This is a genomic window from bacterium, from assembly GCA_026708015.1.
Taxonomy (GTDB): domain Bacteria; phylum Actinomycetota; class Acidimicrobiia; order Acidimicrobiales; family Bin134; genus Poriferisocius.
Map to the genome: position 1 here is coordinate 116,406 of JAPOVT010000003.1, position 15,946 is coordinate 132,351.

Genomic DNA, 15,946 nt, shown 5'->3' on the forward strand with positions numbered 1-15,946 from the left:
AGATGAATTACTCGTCGTCTTCTACCGTCGATAGAACCGGCGCGATCGCGGCCATCGTCTGATCGTCTGACAAGGTCATTATCCGCACTCCGGCGGCGTGAGCTCCCTGCACCGAGACCGACGACACGGGCATTCGGATGGTTACCCCGTTAGACGCCACCGCGAACACCTCATCATCAGGAGCGACCACCCGGGCTGCCACCACAGTTCCTCGCTGATCGGGCAATTTCATGGCAATCACCCCTTGGCCTCCTCGATGCTTGGACCGGAACTGGTCGAGAAGGACCCGTTTGCCAAAGCCCTGTTCGGTGGCCAGCAACATTTCCTCCTCGGGCTGCACCGCGGTGGCGGCTACCACTATGTCCTTCCCCCGCAGCCTCATCCCACGCACGCCGGCTGCGGTTCGTCCCATTGATCGAACTTCCGATTCTGAGAACCTCATGAGCCGACCCGAAGCGCTCACCAGGCAGATGTCATCCGATCCGCTGGTGGGCAGCACCCGCACCAGCTCGTCGTCCTCTCTCAAGTTGATGGCGATCAGCCCTTTGGTACGGGTCTTGTCATATTCCAAGAACCGGGTGCGCTTCACAACGCCCCGGCGGGTCACGAACAGCAGGTACCGCATCGTCTCGTAGTCCCGGGTGTCGATCACCGCGGAGATGGTCTCGTCGGGAGGCAAATGCAACAAGTTCACGATGGCCATGCCCCGGGCGGTTCGGCTGGTTCGGGGAACCTCGTGGACTTTGATGCGATACACCCGACCCATGTTGGTGAAGAACATCAGGTAGGCGTGCGCGGTGGTATGGATGAGCGAGGCGATGTAGTCGCCGTCCTTCAGGTTGGCGCCAATGACACCTTTGCCGCCTCTCCCCTGAGTTTTGAACTCGTCAGGAGCCACCGTCTTTACGTACCCGGCTGCGCTCAAGCTGAACATCAAATCCTCATCGTCGATGAGGGCCTCGATGTCGATCTCGCCATCGTCGGCCGTTATCAGCGTGCGCCGGTCGGTGGCGTAAGCCTCCCGCACCTCCAACAGTTCCTCTCGGATTACGGCTCGCAGCTTGGCGTCGTCGGCAAGAATAGCCTCCAACTCCACAATGAGCGCCCGCTTCTCGCCAAGCTCGTCGTTCAGTTCCTGGCGGCCGAGCTGGGTGAGCCGGCCTAGGGGAAGGTCCAGAATGTGATTGGCCTGAATCTCGCTGAATTCGAACTGCTCGCCCATCAGCGTGGCCCGGGCGACAGCCCGGTTCTCCGACGCCCGTATGGCGGCAATGATCTCGTCGATCATGTCCACCGCCCGCACAAGGCCCTCAAGGATGTGCTCTCGTCGCCGAGCCTCGTCCAAGCGGAACTGAGTCCGACGGCTCACCACTTCCTGCTGGTGGCGGGCGTACGCGGCCAGGCAGTCACGCAGGGTCATCGTCCGGGGCACTCCGTCGGCCAGCGCCACCATGTTCACCGCGAAGGTGGTTTGCAGCGGGGAGTGCTTGTAGAGGTTGTTGAGCACCACCAGCGCCGAAGCGTCCTTCTTCAACTCGAATACCAGCCTGGTCTGGCCCTTGGCCGACTCGTTGTGGATCTGGCGGATGCCGTCGACCACCTGGCGATTCACCAAGTCGGCCACCTTCTTCTCAATGATCTCGGCACTGGTCTGATAGGGAATCTCGGTTACCACGATCCTGGTCTTGGAGTCGCCCTCCACGATCTCCGCTGAGGCCCGCACCTTTATGGCCCCCTGACCGGTGGTATAGGCATCCCGGATACCCTGGAGGCCCATGATGCAGCCTCGGGTGGGAAAGTCCGGGCCCTTGACAAATTCCATCAGACTCTCGTCGGTGGCCTCGGGGTTTTCCAGCAGGTGGTTGACCGCGTCGATCACCTCGCCCAGGTTGTGAGGCGGGATATTGGTAGCCATGCCCACCGCAATGCCCTGGCTGCCGTTCACCAGCAGGTTGGGGAACCGCGATGGCAGCACCTCCGGCTCCTGCTCGGTGGAGTCGAAATTGTCGGTGAAGTCGACGGTCTGCTCGTCGATTCCGTCCAACAGCCTCATGGCCAGTTCGTCAAGGCGGCACTCGGTGTATCTCATGGCCGCGGGCGGATCATTGGGTGACCCGAAGTTGCCGTGGGGGTCGATCAACGGGTGACGCAAGGAGAATCCCTGGCCCAGGCGCACCAGGGCGTCGTAGATCGCCTGGTCGCCGTGGGGGTGGTATTTGCCCATTACATCGCCCACCACCCGGGCGCACTTCACGTAGGGCCGGTTGGGCCGGGTCCCCTGGTCGTACATCCCCCACAGGATGCGGCGGTGGACTGGCTTGAGGCCGTCTCGCACATCGGGAAGAGCCCGTGCGGTGATGACCGACATGGCGTAGTCCAAGAACGACTGTTCCATCTCGGTCTGGATGTCGATGTCCTGAATTGCGCCGCTTCGCGCTTCCTCGGGCTCGGGCAAGATGTCAGGCTCGTCGGACACGGGATCCCTTGGTGTTCATATGTCTAGAAAGCGGACGTCTTTGGCGTTGGTTTGGATGAACTGCTTGCGAGCCTGCACGTCTTCTCCCATCAGCTTGGAGAACACCCCATCGGCTATCGCGGCTTGTTCCACAGAGACCCGCAACAAGGTGCGTCGCTCCGGATCCATTGTGGTCGCCCACAACTCCTCGGCGTCCATCTCACCGAGGCCCTTTAGCCTTTGGAACTCCGCACTGTGCTTGGGGTTCTCGGCCAGAAAGGCCTCTTTGGCATGGTCGTCTTTGAGGTAGATCTTTGACCGGCCCACTTCAGTGGAATACAGCGGCGGCTGGGCGATGTACACCAGGCCTTCCTCCACCAGTTTGTGCATCTGCCGATAGAAAAATGTAAGCAAAAGCGTGCGAATGTGGCTGCCGTCCACATCGGCATCGGCTAGCAGGATCACCTTGCCATAGCGGATCCGAGACTCAGATGGAGGAGTTCCTTCGCTGTCCTCTCCGTTGCCGTTTTCGCTGCCTCCATCAAATTCCTCGCCAAAACCCGCGCCGATCGCCGCCACCAGTGCCTGGATTTCCGTGTTGCGGAGCATCCGGTCAACTTGGACCCGCTCTACATTGAGGATCTTTCCCCGAATGGGAAGGATGGCCATGGTCTTGGGGTCTCGGGCATCCTTGGCCGACCCGCCCGCCGAGTTCCCCTCCACGATGAACAGTTCGCATTCATACCGATCGGTGGAGGTGCAGTCCACCAACTTGCCCGGCAGTCCCGCTCCGTCGAGAGCTGACTTGCGCCTGGTGGCGTCGCGGGCCTGGCGCGCCGCTAGTCGGGCCTTCTGGGCCTGGAGGCATTTGGTCACGATCTTGCGGGCATCAGAAGGGTTCTCTTCCAGCCACTCGGCCAACTTCTCGTTGGTGGCCCGTTCCACCAACGAGCGCATGGATGCATTCCCCAGCTTTGCCTTGGTCTGGCCTTCGAATTGTGGCTCTCTGAGCCTCACGCTCACGATGGCCGTAAGCCCTTCGCGGATGTCCTCGCCAGCCAGGTTGTCGTCCTTCTCCTTCAGGTGCCCCTTGGCCCGGCAGTAGTCGTTGACCACTCGAGTGAGCCCCTTGCGGAAGCCCTCCTCATGCATGCCCCCTTCAACGGTGTTGATTCCGTTGGCGAAGGAGTGCAACCCGTCGGAGTTGTAGCCGGTGTTCCACTGAAAGGCCACCTCCACCTCATCGCCGTCTTCTTGCTGCGAGAAGAAGCCGACCTCATCGAATAACGCGTCCTTGGAGCTGTTCACCTCTCGCACGAAATCGCTGATGCCGTCTTGGTAGCAGTACATCGTCCAGTCGGCTCCGCCCGTGCCGTCGGTACGCAGGTCGCGGAACTTGATCTCCAGGTTGCGGTTCAAGAACGCCATCATTTGAAGCCGCTCCAACAAGCCCTGGGCCCTGAACCGGACATCGTCGAAAATGCTCTCATCGGGCCAGAAGCGAACCGTTGTCCCGGTGCGATTCTCGGGACTATCGCCGGTGACCCGCAGGTCATCGGTTATCTCCCCGCCATTGGCAAACGACATCGTGTGGAGACGGCCGCCCCGATCGATCTCCACCTCTAGACGGATGGACAGAGCGTTCACCACCGATACGCCCACACCGTGCAAGCCGCCCGACACCTTGTAGCCATTGCCGCCGAACTTGCCCCCCGCGTGCAAGAGGGTGAGCACCACTGCCACTGCGCTCATGTCGGGATGCTGGGGGTGGGGGTCGACGGGGATGCCCCGCCCGTTGTCGCGAACCTCGCAGCCACCATCGGCCAGCAGGGTCACCTCGATGGTCGTGCAGAAGCCGGCCATGGCCTCGTCCACGGCGTTGTCCACTACTTCATACACCAGGTGATGCAGCCCGGTGACCGAGGTAGACCCGATATACATTCCCGGACGCGTTCGGACGGCGTCGAGGCCTTCCAAAACGGTTATGTCTTCGGCTCTGTAAGACTCAGACGTGTTAGTCACGACCTGGCTTTTCTGCCCTGTTAGACGGGCCTTGTGGGGGGTTGGGCAGACGCTCTCGCCGAACCGTTCGCCTCGCGGGCAAGTCAGTCAAATGCGCTGCTTCCGATGGTGAAATTCTACCAGTTTTTCGGGCCCAATTGACTCACCGGAGAGCCGTTTACCGGCCTCCGGCGGCCGTCATCGGGGGCGGACTCTTACCGTCAGGGAAGTGACAGCCTCTTCCTCGGCCGCGGCGTTGATCCGGCTGATGAGCTCAGCGCTGAAAAACTTCATCTCGGTGGCCCAAGCGGGGTCGTCCACCGCCACTACCAATTCGCCGCCAACCAGTCGCACTGGCGAAGAATGGGCAGCCATAACCGAGCCAACCAGCCCTTCCCAAGAGTCGAAAACCATGCTCAAGACCTGGGCCCGCGGGGCCTTCAACCCCGATGCCAGCCGGTCGAGAGCTTCTTTCAGCCGCCTTGGTCCCGATGACTTGCTCAGTGGTTCCCACCCCATAGTCCTAGTTTGCCTCCACCGGGCGGCTCGATAACCGAGACTTACTCTTCGCGCTCAACTCGACCGGCTGTCACCCGAAATCGGGCGGTGTAGTCGATGTCCCCGGGCAGCGCGCCCGCCGTTGTCAGAAGGGTCTGCTCGGATTGCAACGCACCCAGCACGCCGCGTGACCGCTGAGGATCCAGCTCGGAGAACACGTCGTCCAGCAGCAGCAACGGAGACTGGCCGGTAGCCCTCTCCAGCTCCCGGTGTACAGCTAGGCGCAACGCCAAGGCCAGGGTTCGCTGCTCACCCTGAGAGGCGTGGGTGCGGGCCGGTCTTCCATCCAAAACCACAGACATATCGTCGCGATGGGGGCCCACTGTCGTCGCCCCCCGACGCAGGTCCTCACTGCGGACTTGGTTCAGCGTCTCCTTCAGCTCGCCCGCCAGCCATGTTGACTCGTATACCAGACCCACCGGGGTTGCCCGGCCGGCGATCTCACCGTAGGCCGATTCCACCCCGACGCTGAGCTCTGCCACCAGGCTCCTTCGGGCCGCAGCCAAGCGCTCCCCCACTTCGGCAAGCTTCTCGTCCCAAACATCCAACGTCACGGCTGTGTCAGAGCTGAGACGTCCGCCGGTTTGTCGAAGCAGAGCATTCCGTTGGCGCAGGATGCCCTCGGTGTCCGACCTCGCGGCGTCGAGCCGGGGGTCAATCTGGCCCAGCGCGCTGTCGAGGAAGCGACGCCGCTCTCCGGGTGCTCCCTTGAGCAGGACTAGGTCGTCTGGCATGAAGATCGAAATTGGGGCCAGGCCCAGCAAATCTCGCCGGCGAACTCTCTGACGGTTCACTTGGAACTGTGAGCGCCCCGTTGACCTCAACGCGGCTTCAAAGAGAATTTCCCTTTGATCCACCATCATCTCGCCCCTTGCCACCGCACCGGAGGCCTCGGCACCGGTGCGGATCAGCGCTTCAGTGGGGGTGACGCGAAACGACGTCATCGTAGCGAGATAGAAGATCGCTTCCAGCAGGTTGGTCTTGCCCTCTCCATTGGACCCTACAATCAGGTTTGTGCCTGCGGGAAACTCCAATTCGAGCTGCGAATAATTGCGAAAATCCGCTAGCCAGAGGCGCTGGAGCCGCACACCCTGCTCAGTTGATGCGCACGGGCATCAACAAGTACAGGAACTCTTCGGAATCCGGTGTTCGGATTACCGCCGGCTTCAACGCGTCAACCGTGTTCAGCACGATCTCCTCGCCAGGTGCGGCCTCTGCGCCGTCGAGCAAATACTCGGGATTGAAGGCCACCGTTAGATCTTCGCCTTCAAACGCCGCGTCCAACTGTTCTCTGGCTTCACCCACGTCTTGCGTCGTAGCCGACAGATCGAGCCCAGTACTTGACATGTCCAATCGAATCGGCGTCGAGTCCTGAGCCATGAGGCGAACCCTCTTCACCGCGCTAATGAAGGCTTCGGTGCTCACGGTGAGCCGGTTCGGCTGATGGCTTGGGATCAATCCCTGATAGCTGGGAAACTCCCCTTCAATCAGCCGGGTGGTAACCGTTACCGCCCCCAGTGTGAACGACGCCTCCCGCTCACTGAAGCGGACGCTCACTTGATCGACGTCCCCCAACAGTCGAATCACCTCATGCAGCGCCCTGGAGGGGACCAACACACTCTGGTCGGATTCGAGCACTTCCAAGCCAGGCAAATCACATAGCGCCAAGCGGTAGGAATCCGTGGTGACCAGGCGAAGGCCCTCTTGCTCAGCCGACAACAGCACCCCCGTCAACACCGGCCGGGACTCATCTGCCGATGCCGCCTTCACCACCTGGCGCAGCGCGGTCAGCAAAGCCTCCGCCTCCAACACCACAGGATCTCCCTCCAGGGAGGCAATCTGGGGGAAGTCCTCCACTCCCATGGTTTGCAGGGAGAATTTGGAGCGGGCGGAATCGATATGGATGCCTTTCTCGTCAACTTCCACACTCACCGCACCGGGGTCAAGAGACCGGACTACATCGCCAGCCAGTCGAGCAGTCACCACAGCGTCGCCGTCGCCGCCTCCCGCGACTGTTAGTTGCACCGTGATCGTCAACTCCCGATCGGTCGCCGTCAAAGTCAACTCGTCGCCGACCAGCGACATGTATACCCCGGACAGCACCAACTGGAATCCCCCGCGAGTACCTGCTGCTCTACCGGTTGACGACAAAGCCTCGAGGAGGGCGTCTCGCTCGCATCGGAATTTCACAGGGTTCTCGCTTTCTTACCTGTAGTAGTTAATTAAATTACTGCTGTTAGCAGTAGGCCGGTGGAAATGTGGAAACATGGTAGTTCCCCTGGTCAGTCCATAGTTATATGCACCGACGCTTTCCCCAGGCAAGTGGATTGTACGCGAGGTTCGCCGGTTTGCTGTGGATGGAGTCCCACCCGTCCCCAGCAAATCGGGATCCATCCCCACGTAGATCCCCTACCGATCCCCAGGACGGCGGCTTACGCATTCTTGATTCTCTGAATCAGCTCGGTGATTTGATTGAAAGTCTCGGGCTGCTCGGCCATTTGCTTCGTGATCTTCTGCACTGCGTGAATCGCCGTGGTGTGATCGCGCCCTCCGAAGGCCCGCGCGATATCCGGATAGCTCAGTTCTGTCAGCTCCCGAAAGACGTACATGGATACTTGGCGGGCCTTCACCAGAGGTCGCTGCCGCCGCGGCCCCACTATGTCCTCAACGTGAAAGCCGAAGAGATCGGCAGTGGCATTCAAGATGACATCGGCAGTGACCGGCTGCGGCTCTCGACGAGCGGTTATGTCTCGGAGGACGTACTTGGCCAGTTCAAGATCCAAATACCTATCGTTGAAGCTGGCGTATGCGGTAACTCGAGTTAGAGCTCCCTCTAGTTCTCTGATGTTGTCCTTGATATTGCTTGCGATAAACGTGAGCACTTCATCATCAAGTACGAAATTCGATTGTTCAGCCTTTTTTCGCAAGATTGCCAGCCGGGTCTCAATATCTGGAGGTTGGATGTCAGTCAAGAGTCCCATTTTGAAGCGACTGGTCATGCGATCTTCAAGTGTTGGAATAGCGTCTGGTGGGCGGTCACTGGTTAGGACTATTTGCTTGTTTACTTCATGCAGTGAGTTGAAGGTATGAAAGAATTCCTCCTGTAGACCCTCTTTTCCTTCAAGAAATTGAATGTCGTCAACTAGGAGAACGTCGACCTCCCTATAGATTTTCTTGAAATCACTGCGGGTATTCGTTCGAATCGCGTCAACAAACTGATTGAGGAAAGTCTCTGTAGATACGTAGACGATACGCTTAATTGGGTGTCTTTGATCATCAACGTAGTGGCTCTTCACATAGTGGCCGATGGCTTGGAGAAGATGGGTTTTGCCGAGGCCAGCATGGCCATGAATGAACAGGGGATTATACGACTTACCAGGGGTTTCGGCTACGGATAGAGCGGCTGCCAAGGCAAACCGGTTAGAGGGGCCGGTAACGAATTTGTCAAAAACATAGTTGGGATGAAGGGCGTTGTTGGTTCGACTGACTTGCTTGGGGCTATCGACTTCGGGGAGCGCTACCGGTGGAGTGGAGACGGCAACATGCAGATCTTCACTGGTCGTGTCCTGTTCAGTGGAGATCTTTAGAGTTATATGTGTGGCGTTTGAACTGGCAAGAGCGTTTCTCAAAACCTCGAAATATTCGCCTTCAAGGCGGTCTTTAATGATTGTATTCGGGACGGTTAGTTCCAGAACATCTTCTTCGAGGGACGTTGGTTTTGCTGGATTAAACGTCGACTGCCAGACGGCGTCGGGGACTTGAGTACGAATGCTGTTGGCGCATGAGGACCAGAGAACAGTTGCTGACACCATTTTGGTGGTAACTCCAAAATAATAATGTGTGGTATCCACATATGTGCATAAGTTGTGGATAACCCGCGATCTATTTTCTATACCCAACCAAGTTGGCACCGCCTTGACTGGAATTCAGGACTGTAGCACCTCTTCTGCGTTCGTGCACGGGCGAGTCGGGGGATATTCGCAGGTCAGAGGCTTGTGTTGATGGTGTGGCCATTGTCGTTCAGGTGATAGTTGTGGGACGTGAATCAGCTCCGTGGGCAACTGGTTGTCGTGGTGCTGGACCAGGCCGTAGCGTAGAGGGGACGCCGGGAGATGGGAGCCGCTTGTAGGGCGGTCCCGAAGGATGCCACCCCGGCCTTGGAGGAAGTTGTGAAGCGCACGTATCAGCCGAATGTGCTACGCCGGGCTCGGCGTCACGGATTTCGGCATCGAATGACGACAAGAGGCGGGCGGGCGATCATCAATGCTCGTCGCCGCCGCGGCCGCAAAAGGCTGTCGGCCTGATCGAGCGGCTTCGGGGACGTTCGAGGTTCGCTCGGCTGCGTGCCGATGGAGATCGCACGGAAGACGGATTGCTCTGGGTCCGGCATTTGCCCGACCCCTCTGTTGGCGCGGCCCAGGTGGCGTACGCGGTGCCTCGACAGCTGGGTTCTGCGGTGATTCGGAACAAGATCCGCCGGCGTTTGCGCGTGGCGGTGAGGGAATTGGATCGGGAGACGCCGAGTGGACTTACTCCTGGCTTCTACCTCATCGGCACTCGACGGGGTATTGGGCAGCCCAACTTTGCTGACCTGCGGTTTTCTCTGGCGGCATGCCTTTCTAAGCTGGATCGGAAAACTAGATGAATTCCGTAAGCCACCAGGGCGATATGCCGACTCGGGGCATGGCGGCCCGGGTTATGCGAGGTTTGATCATCGGTTATCAGCGGGCTACCGATCATCGCCCGAGTCCCTGTCGGTATGTTCCGAGTTGCTCCTATTACGCAGCTGAGGCGGTGGAGGTGCACGGCGCGGCCAAGGGTGTCTGGCTGAGCGTGCGTCGACTGCTGAGGTGCCGCCCCGGGGGCCCGTCCGGTTGGGATCCGGTGCCCGACACCAACGGCCACCTGGCCCCAGACCCGACAGCAAGCGAGGCGGTGTCGGGTGTTTGACTCGGTGTTCGACGGTCTGTTCGACGGTCTCGCTTGGCTGCTGGGCGTCTATTACACGCTGGGCCACAGCTACGGCATCGCCATCATGCTTTTCACGCTCACGGTGATGCTGGTTCTCACCCCTCTCACGTTTTACACGACGCGGTCCATGCTGCGAATGCAGACCCTTCAGCCCCAGGTCAAGAAAATCCAAGCCAAGTATCAAGGCGACCGCCAGCGGATGAACGAAGAGATGATGCGCCTGTATCAGGCCAACAACGTGAATCCTCTGGGGAGCTGTCTGCCCATCCTCGCTCAGCTTCCCGTGTTTTTCGTCCTTTTCCGCCTAATCCAAGGATTGACACGACGAGTCAGTGACTTAGGAGCATACGCAGGTTGGGGCGTACTGCCCCGTAATCGCGGGGTTGCCTCTTCGCCTGACTTTGCTGAGCGGACTTTCAATCCCCAGTATTTGGCAGCTGATTCTGAACTGCGGATGGCGCTCGAAAAAGACACAGAGATGAACTTTCTGGGGATGGATTTGTCGGCCAGCCTCACCGATGCCTTTCGAGATTCCTTCTCCACCGCGCTCCCCTTCTTGCTGCTGATCGTGCTGATCGGGGTGTCGAGCTATATCCAGCAGCGCCAGATAGCAGGGCGCCGCGATCCCGATACTCCGATCAACCCCCAGCAACAGATGATCATGAAGGTCATGCCTTGGTTCTTGCCGATCATCTCCATTGGGTTTCCCGCCGGTCTGAACCTGTACTTCGTGAGCTCGAACATTGTTCGAGTGGGCCAGCAAGCGGTGATTACCCATCGGATCTACAACCCACACCGGGAACGCCAGGCCTTGATCGAAAGCGCCGAGGAGGACGAAGAGGAAGAAGAGCCTCCCGAACCAGTCGAGGAAGAGCCTCGTCCACTAGCCCGATCACGGGCCCCGGCAACCGATCATGGCACGCGCCGGCCCACATCGCGGACGCCGCCGAAGCGGCGCACGGACAGCCGTCGCACCACGACTGCATCTTCTGGGCCGCGAACGTCACCGCGAACCGCCAAGGAGACAGAGGCGAAGGAAGCGCGGGCCAAAGACACGCGAGCCAAGGAAACCAAGGCTTCGGGGTCGAAGCCGGGCAGCGCTAAATTGTCAAGTCAATCGCCGGCTCAGCGCCAGTCGAGCAGGACTACCCAAAAGGGTCATCAGTCACATCCCACTGATCGCCGGCGCCGGCGGAAGAAGAGGAGAAGGTAGCCATGGAGTGGCTAGAAGTCACCGGCAAGACCATTGCCCAAGCCGAAGAGGCGGCTCTCGACCGCCTAGGAGTAGACCGCAGCGAAGCTGAGTTCTCCGTCGTGGACGAGCCCAAGTCCGGGCTCTTGGGCCTTCGCAAAACCGAAGCCCGGATCAGGGCTCGAGTGCGGCCGGTTATGCCTCGGGAACGGCGAGACCGGAATCGGCGCGGCCCCAACAACAGAGATCGGAGCAGAAACCGCAAGCCTGATCGGGGTAATCTGCGGCAAGATAAGAATCGGGCCAGAAACCAGGGTGCCAGAAACCAGGGTGCCAGAAACCAGGGCGGTAAGGGCCAGAATCGCAGTTCGAAGCCAAAGGGTGGAGAGAGGGCTCCACGCGAGCAGAAAGAGTCTGGCAATGCCCGGAAGAGCAACGACGGAGCTGGCAAGAATCGTTCACCAAAAACCCCAGAGGGGAAAAAAGCGAGGGAGAGTAAACCAATGGAAGAAGCGATGAGCTTGCAAGAGCAGAGCACTCTGGTAATTGAGTTTCTTGATGGGCTGTTGGAAGCCTTTGAACTTGATGCCGATGTCTATGCCGAGCGCGTCGACGAAGAGACAGTGGAAATGCGGGTGGAAAATGTTCAAGGGGTGGGGTTGCTCATTGGGTCCAAGGGCAACACGCTCCGGGCGGTGGAGGACCTTTCTCGGATGCTGGTGCAACGCAAGTCTGACGGCAACTGTGAAGGTCGCATCCGAGTCGACATCGGCGGGTATCGTGAACGCCGACGAGCCGCATTGGAGTCATTCTGCGAGAAGATCGCCCTTGAGGTTCGGGACAGTGGTACGGAGCGGCCCCTCGAGCCCATGAATGCAGCGGACCGCAAGGTGGTTCACGACGTTGTCGCTGACATCGATGGAGTTAGCACCGTCTCAGAGGGCCAAGAGCCTCGTCGCTGGGTCGTGATCATTCCCGATTGATCCGTGCCCTTGGATAGCGCCGACCGGACGAGACTGACCGCGGTTCTCGACCAAGCCCAGGAGCGGGGGTGGGTTGGCCCTCAGGCAATCGACTGGCAAATCGACCACTCCCTGGGCTTTGCCGCGGCTGCCGCGTCTGTCCCCGACAGGGCTGTGGACTTGGGGAGCGGCGGTGGCCTGCCAGCCCTAGTTCTCGCTGCGGCCTGGCCCCAGTCCAATTGGACACTGGTGGAGTCCTCGCTCCCCAGAGCTGCTTTCTTGGAGCTGCACTGTGCTCGGTTGGGATGGTCCGAGCGTGTAGCCGTATTTCATGCCAACGCTGAGAACTTCAGCCAAGACAAGGAGTATCAGGCCCGGGCTGATCTTGTAACAGCCCGCAGTTTCGGAACGCCATTGTCGGTGATTCAAGCGGCTGCTCCCCTGCTCTGCATCGGCGGCGAACTCATCGTAAGCGCCGCCCCCGACGCCATCCCCTGGCCCTCTGAACTTCTCCCTGACTACGGCCTATCCCCTGACAACCTCACCTCCACATCCCCAAAATTCCACCGAGTTACTCGAACAGCGATGTTTCATGTGAAACATTGAGCGAGGGGTGCTTGATACGAGGTTGAGGGTGAGGGACAATTGCCTGGATGTCCCTACAGGAATCAACTCAGTCTGGGCCATGCCGCGTGATCGCGGTGGCCAATCAAAAGGGCGGTGTCGGCAAGACCACGACCGCCGTCAATCTCTCGGCCTGCCTCGCCGAGAACGGCCATCGAGTGCTCGTGGTCGACTTGGACCCGCAGGCCAATGCCACGACCGGATTGGGCATCGATCCATTTTCCGGCGGTGTATCCACCTACGACGTCTTGCTGCAAAACGGGAGCATGAGGGACAGCATCGTCGCCACCCAGATCAAGAATCTCTGGGTATCGCCGTCCACACTGGATCTGGCCGGCGCCGAGATAGAGCTGGTACCGGCTTTCAACCGCGAGCGAAGACTCGACAACGCTATCTCCACGGTGTACGGGGAATTCGATTTCGTATTCGTGGACTGCCCTCCTTCACTCGGCTTGCTCACCGTCAACGCCATGGCCGCTGCCCGTGAGGTGATGGTTCCAATCCAGTGCGAGTACTACGCACTGGAAGGCCTTGGGCAGCTCATGCGGAACATCGAGTTGGTTCGCAGCAGCCTGAACAGCGATCTAGCGATCTCCCTTATCGTGCTGGTTATGTACGACGGCCGCACCAAGCTTTCGGCCCAGGTGGCCTCGGAGATCCGCAGCTATTTCGGTGACAAGGTCTGCCATCAGATAATTCCCCGGAACATCCGCTTGGCAGAGGCCCCATCGTATGGAGCTCCGGTGACCATTACGCATCCCCGGTCTCGGGGAGCACTGGCTTACCGCGAACTGGCCAAGGAGGTGTCTGATGGCGCGCTCGCCCGGGTTGGGTAGGGGCCTCAGCGCTCTGATTTCCGACTCCGCGTCCCCGGCCGAAGGGGTGCGCTCGGCGTCGTACTTGGAGCTACCCCTTGATGCGATAGCGGTGAATCCCTATCAGCCGCGAGGCAAGTTCGATCAGGCCTCGCTGAACGTGCTGACAGAGTCAATCCGCGAGGTCGGCGTACTACAACCTGTACTGGTTCGACCCAGTGTTGACGGAAGATATGAGCTGATCGCCGGAGAGCGGCGGTGCCGAGCGGCCCGACAGGCGGGGCTGGACCGGATTCCCGCAGTGGTCCGCACCGCAGAGGACGCCGATACCCTGGAGCAGGCCCTATTGGAGAACTTGCACCGGGAAGACCTGAATGCCATCGAAGAAGCGGTTGCCTGCCAGCAGTTGATGGATGAGTTCGGTTTCACTCAGGAGACCGTGGCCAAGCGGCTGGGCCGCAGCCGATCGGCGGTGGCCAACACGGTGCGTCTCTTGCAGCTCCCCGACGAAGTAAAGGACATGGTCATAAGCGGCTCGCTGTCGGCCGGCCACGCTCGTGCCCTGCTTGGCATCGTCAACGAGAAGCGTTTGATCACGTTGGCCAAGAAGGCAGTGTCAGACGGACTGACGGTGCGGATGGTGGAAGAAGCAGCCCGGGGCGTCGCACCAGCCGCCCAGAAGGCCAAGCGGCCGGCGCAGCGGGCTAGCGGTGCCGACAGGGGAGCAGCGGTGCTGGAGTTGGAGAGCCTGTTGAGTGATCATCTCGATACCAAGGTGGATGTGACGCTCGGCAAGGGTCAGGGAAAACTGGTAATTCAGTTTGCTGACCTGGATGATTTGGAGCGGATCTACCGGGTAATGCTCCAGGCCTGATTAGGCCGGTCTGGTTGCCCAAGAGGCCAGGCTGCCTTCGATAGAGCGGGCGAGAGGCGAGAGGCGGGCTTGAACCAGGCCGGGAGGGCCGACGAGGCACTGGACCGCGGTCATGCGGGTGTGACGCAGTACGGGCAGCCGCATCCCCCTTACGTCGGCGCCCTCGATGCCTAATGCCGCCGGCAGTCGTTGGCCCAGAATGCTGGCCAAGCGCTGGCCGCCGGGGGAGACGAACCCCTCGGTGGCAAAATAGGCCACTCGGCATTCTGCTTCCTCAGATGGGAGCAACCCCAGGTACACGTCCACTTCAAGTCGATTGGCCTCGTCTACTCGTTGGGACTCGGGCCAGTCGCAAGCCTCGCTGACGGTCGCCCCCGACCGCCGCAGACCGGTGGCCAATTCTCCGGCCACCGCGGCCATTGTGTTCGATGATGCGATCATGATGTGCTGTTCGGTCAGCCGGCGAGGGGTTCGCTGGAGCTTGGCCCGCTCCCGAACCGTCGCCACCGTGGCCGGGGTGACTCTGGCTGACATGCGCAGCAACGCCGCGGTGGTCTCCGGTCCGCACACCGCATCGGCCACCAATCCGCTGTTGAGCTGGAATTCCTCAACCGCACCGGCGGTATCGGGTCCAAATATCCCGTCCACCCGGCCCGCATCGAATCCCATCGAACCGAGCCGAAGCTGCAACTCGGCCACGTCGTCGCCCCTCAGCATGGGCTGGCTCGAAAAGAGGTTGCGGTCGCCCAGTGCCCAGCTGGCTTCTTGCAGTGCAGTCCAGGTGTGCGGTCCGCAGATCCCGTCGACGCTAAGACCGCGGCTGGCTTGGAAGTCGGCGACGGCGGCTGCGGTAGAGGCGTCGAAGATCCCGTTTGCCGAAAGGGCCAGTGCAAAGCCCGCAGTTGCCAGCTTCTGCTGCAAGGCAACGACGTCGTCGCTCTCGTCGCCTCGCTTGAGGGTAGGGGGGTGGTAATCGGCCAATTTGTGCGCTCCTGCTGCGCCCCCCGCAGATTACGAGCGTGGGTGGACAATCAAAAGGCGACTTCGCCGATCTCCTGGAGCAGCTGTTGCTTGCCCTTGGCGCCGACGATCCGCTTGGCCGGTTCTCCGTCTTTGAACACGATCAACGTGGGAATGCTCATAACTTGATAACGCAGCGCCACGTCTTGGGCGTCATCCACGTTGAGCTTGGCCACGCTGATCACGCCAGCCTTCTCGACCGCGATCTCATCGAGAATCGGGGCGATCATCTTGCAAGGGCCGCACCACTCAGCCCAGAAATCGACCACGACCGGCAACTCGGCGCTGCCGATGACCTCGTCGAATGTCTCGTTGGTGAGCGTGGCGATGCTCTCTGCCATCTTTGAGCGTCCCTTCGTTCGGTGCGGTCGGGGAACGGTTAGCCTATCAGCGACCCTTCGAGCTTAGTGATCCGTCAGCGAATTTGCTCGGCGTCCTGCTAGGCATCGACGCCCCTCGCTGCGTTGCTCCTCC

Annotated in this window: 14 protein-coding genes and 1 pseudogene; 7 read left to right on the forward strand and 8 right to left on the reverse strand. The window is 60.2% G+C overall.

The window, feature by feature from the left end:
- Window positions 1-7 precede the first annotated feature (7 nt).
- The 6 genes from gyrA to dnaA all read right to left on the reverse strand — a co-directional run bounded on the left by gyrA (window position 8) and on the right by dnaA (window position 8,865).
- Window positions 8-2,476, reverse strand: a complete 2,469-nt coding sequence (gene gyrA / locus OXG30_01085) for a DNA gyrase subunit A (protein MCY4133497.1) — start codon at window positions 2,474-2,476, stop codon at window positions 8-10.
- A 15-nt stretch (window positions 2,477-2,491) separates the two neighbouring features.
- Complete coding sequence (locus OXG30_01090) at window positions 2,492-4,477, reverse strand: DNA topoisomerase subunit B (protein ID MCY4133498.1); 1,986 nt, start codon at window positions 4,475-4,477, stop codon at window positions 2,492-2,494.
- A 177-nt stretch (window positions 4,478-4,654) separates the two neighbouring features.
- Complete coding sequence (locus OXG30_01095) at window positions 4,655-4,975, reverse strand: DUF721 domain-containing protein (protein MCY4133499.1); 321 nt, start codon at window positions 4,973-4,975, stop codon at window positions 4,655-4,657.
- A gap of 41 nt (window positions 4,976-5,016) precedes the next feature.
- Window positions 5,017-6,102 carry a DNA replication/repair protein RecF gene (locus OXG30_01100; GenBank protein ID MCY4133500.1) on the reverse strand — a complete coding sequence of 362 codons (1,086 nt, stop codon included), beginning with the start codon at window positions 6,100-6,102 and terminating at the stop codon, window positions 5,017-5,019.
- Between the two features lie 7 nt (window positions 6,103-6,109).
- Window positions 6,110-7,204 (reverse strand): DNA polymerase III subunit beta, encoded by a 1,095-nt coding sequence (gene dnaN / locus OXG30_01105; protein MCY4133501.1) that lies wholly within the window; start codon window positions 7,202-7,204, stop codon window positions 6,110-6,112.
- Between the two features lie 242 nt (window positions 7,205-7,446).
- On the reverse strand, window positions 7,447-8,865 hold the full coding sequence (dnaA, locus tag OXG30_01110; GenBank protein ID MCY4133502.1) for a chromosomal replication initiator protein DnaA: 1,419 nt from the start codon (window positions 8,863-8,865) through the stop codon (window positions 7,447-7,449).
- Window positions 8,866-9,183: 318 nt separating this feature from the next.
- On the opposite strand from dnaA, the gene rpmH reads away from it, so the two are divergent.
- From rpmH to OXG30_01145, 7 genes and pseudogenes are all read left to right on the forward strand, one after another.
- Window positions 9,184-9,318, forward strand: coding sequence for a 50S ribosomal protein L34 (rpmH, locus tag OXG30_01115; GenBank protein MCY4133503.1), 135 nt, complete (start codon window positions 9,184-9,186; stop codon window positions 9,316-9,318).
- Between the two features lie 394 nt (window positions 9,319-9,712).
- Window positions 9,713-9,904: pseudogene (gene yidD, locus OXG30_01120) on the forward strand (membrane protein insertion efficiency factor YidD).
- A 52-nt stretch (window positions 9,905-9,956) separates the two neighbouring features.
- The gene (locus OXG30_01125; protein MCY4133504.1) at window positions 9,957-11,198 is read left to right on the forward strand and encodes a YidC/Oxa1 family membrane protein insertase; all 1,242 of its coding nucleotides are present in this window, start codon (window positions 9,957-9,959) and stop codon (window positions 11,196-11,198) included.
- 482 nt (window positions 11,199-11,680) lie between these two features.
- The gene (locus OXG30_01130) at window positions 11,681-12,160 is read left to right on the forward strand and encodes a hypothetical protein (GenBank protein ID MCY4133505.1); all 480 of its coding nucleotides are present in this window, start codon (window positions 11,681-11,683) and stop codon (window positions 12,158-12,160) included.
- Window positions 12,161-12,163: 3 nt separating this feature from the next.
- A complete protein-coding gene (locus OXG30_01135) occupies window positions 12,164-12,745 on the forward strand; it encodes a class I SAM-dependent methyltransferase (GenBank protein ID MCY4133506.1) in 582 nt (193 codons plus the stop codon).
- A gap of 47 nt (window positions 12,746-12,792) precedes the next feature.
- Window positions 12,793-13,599 (forward strand): AAA family ATPase, encoded by an 807-nt coding sequence (locus OXG30_01140; GenBank protein ID MCY4133507.1) that lies wholly within the window; start codon window positions 12,793-12,795, stop codon window positions 13,597-13,599.
- A complete protein-coding gene (locus tag OXG30_01145; GenBank protein ID MCY4133508.1) occupies window positions 13,574-14,452 on the forward strand; it encodes a ParB/RepB/Spo0J family partition protein in 879 nt (292 codons plus the stop codon). Before OXG30_01140 ends, OXG30_01145 begins: the two co-directional genes overlap by 26 nt.
- On the opposite strand, the gene OXG30_01150 is transcribed toward OXG30_01145, so the two are convergent.
- Both OXG30_01150 and trxA read right to left on the reverse strand, forming a co-directional pair.
- Complete coding sequence (locus tag OXG30_01150; protein MCY4133509.1) at window positions 14,453-15,433, reverse strand: peptidoglycan-binding protein; 981 nt, start codon at window positions 15,431-15,433, stop codon at window positions 14,453-14,455.
- A gap of 50 nt (window positions 15,434-15,483) precedes the next feature.
- Complete coding sequence (gene trxA / locus OXG30_01155) at window positions 15,484-15,813, reverse strand: thioredoxin (GenBank protein MCY4133510.1); 330 nt, start codon at window positions 15,811-15,813, stop codon at window positions 15,484-15,486.
- Window positions 15,814-15,946 lie beyond the last annotated feature (133 nt).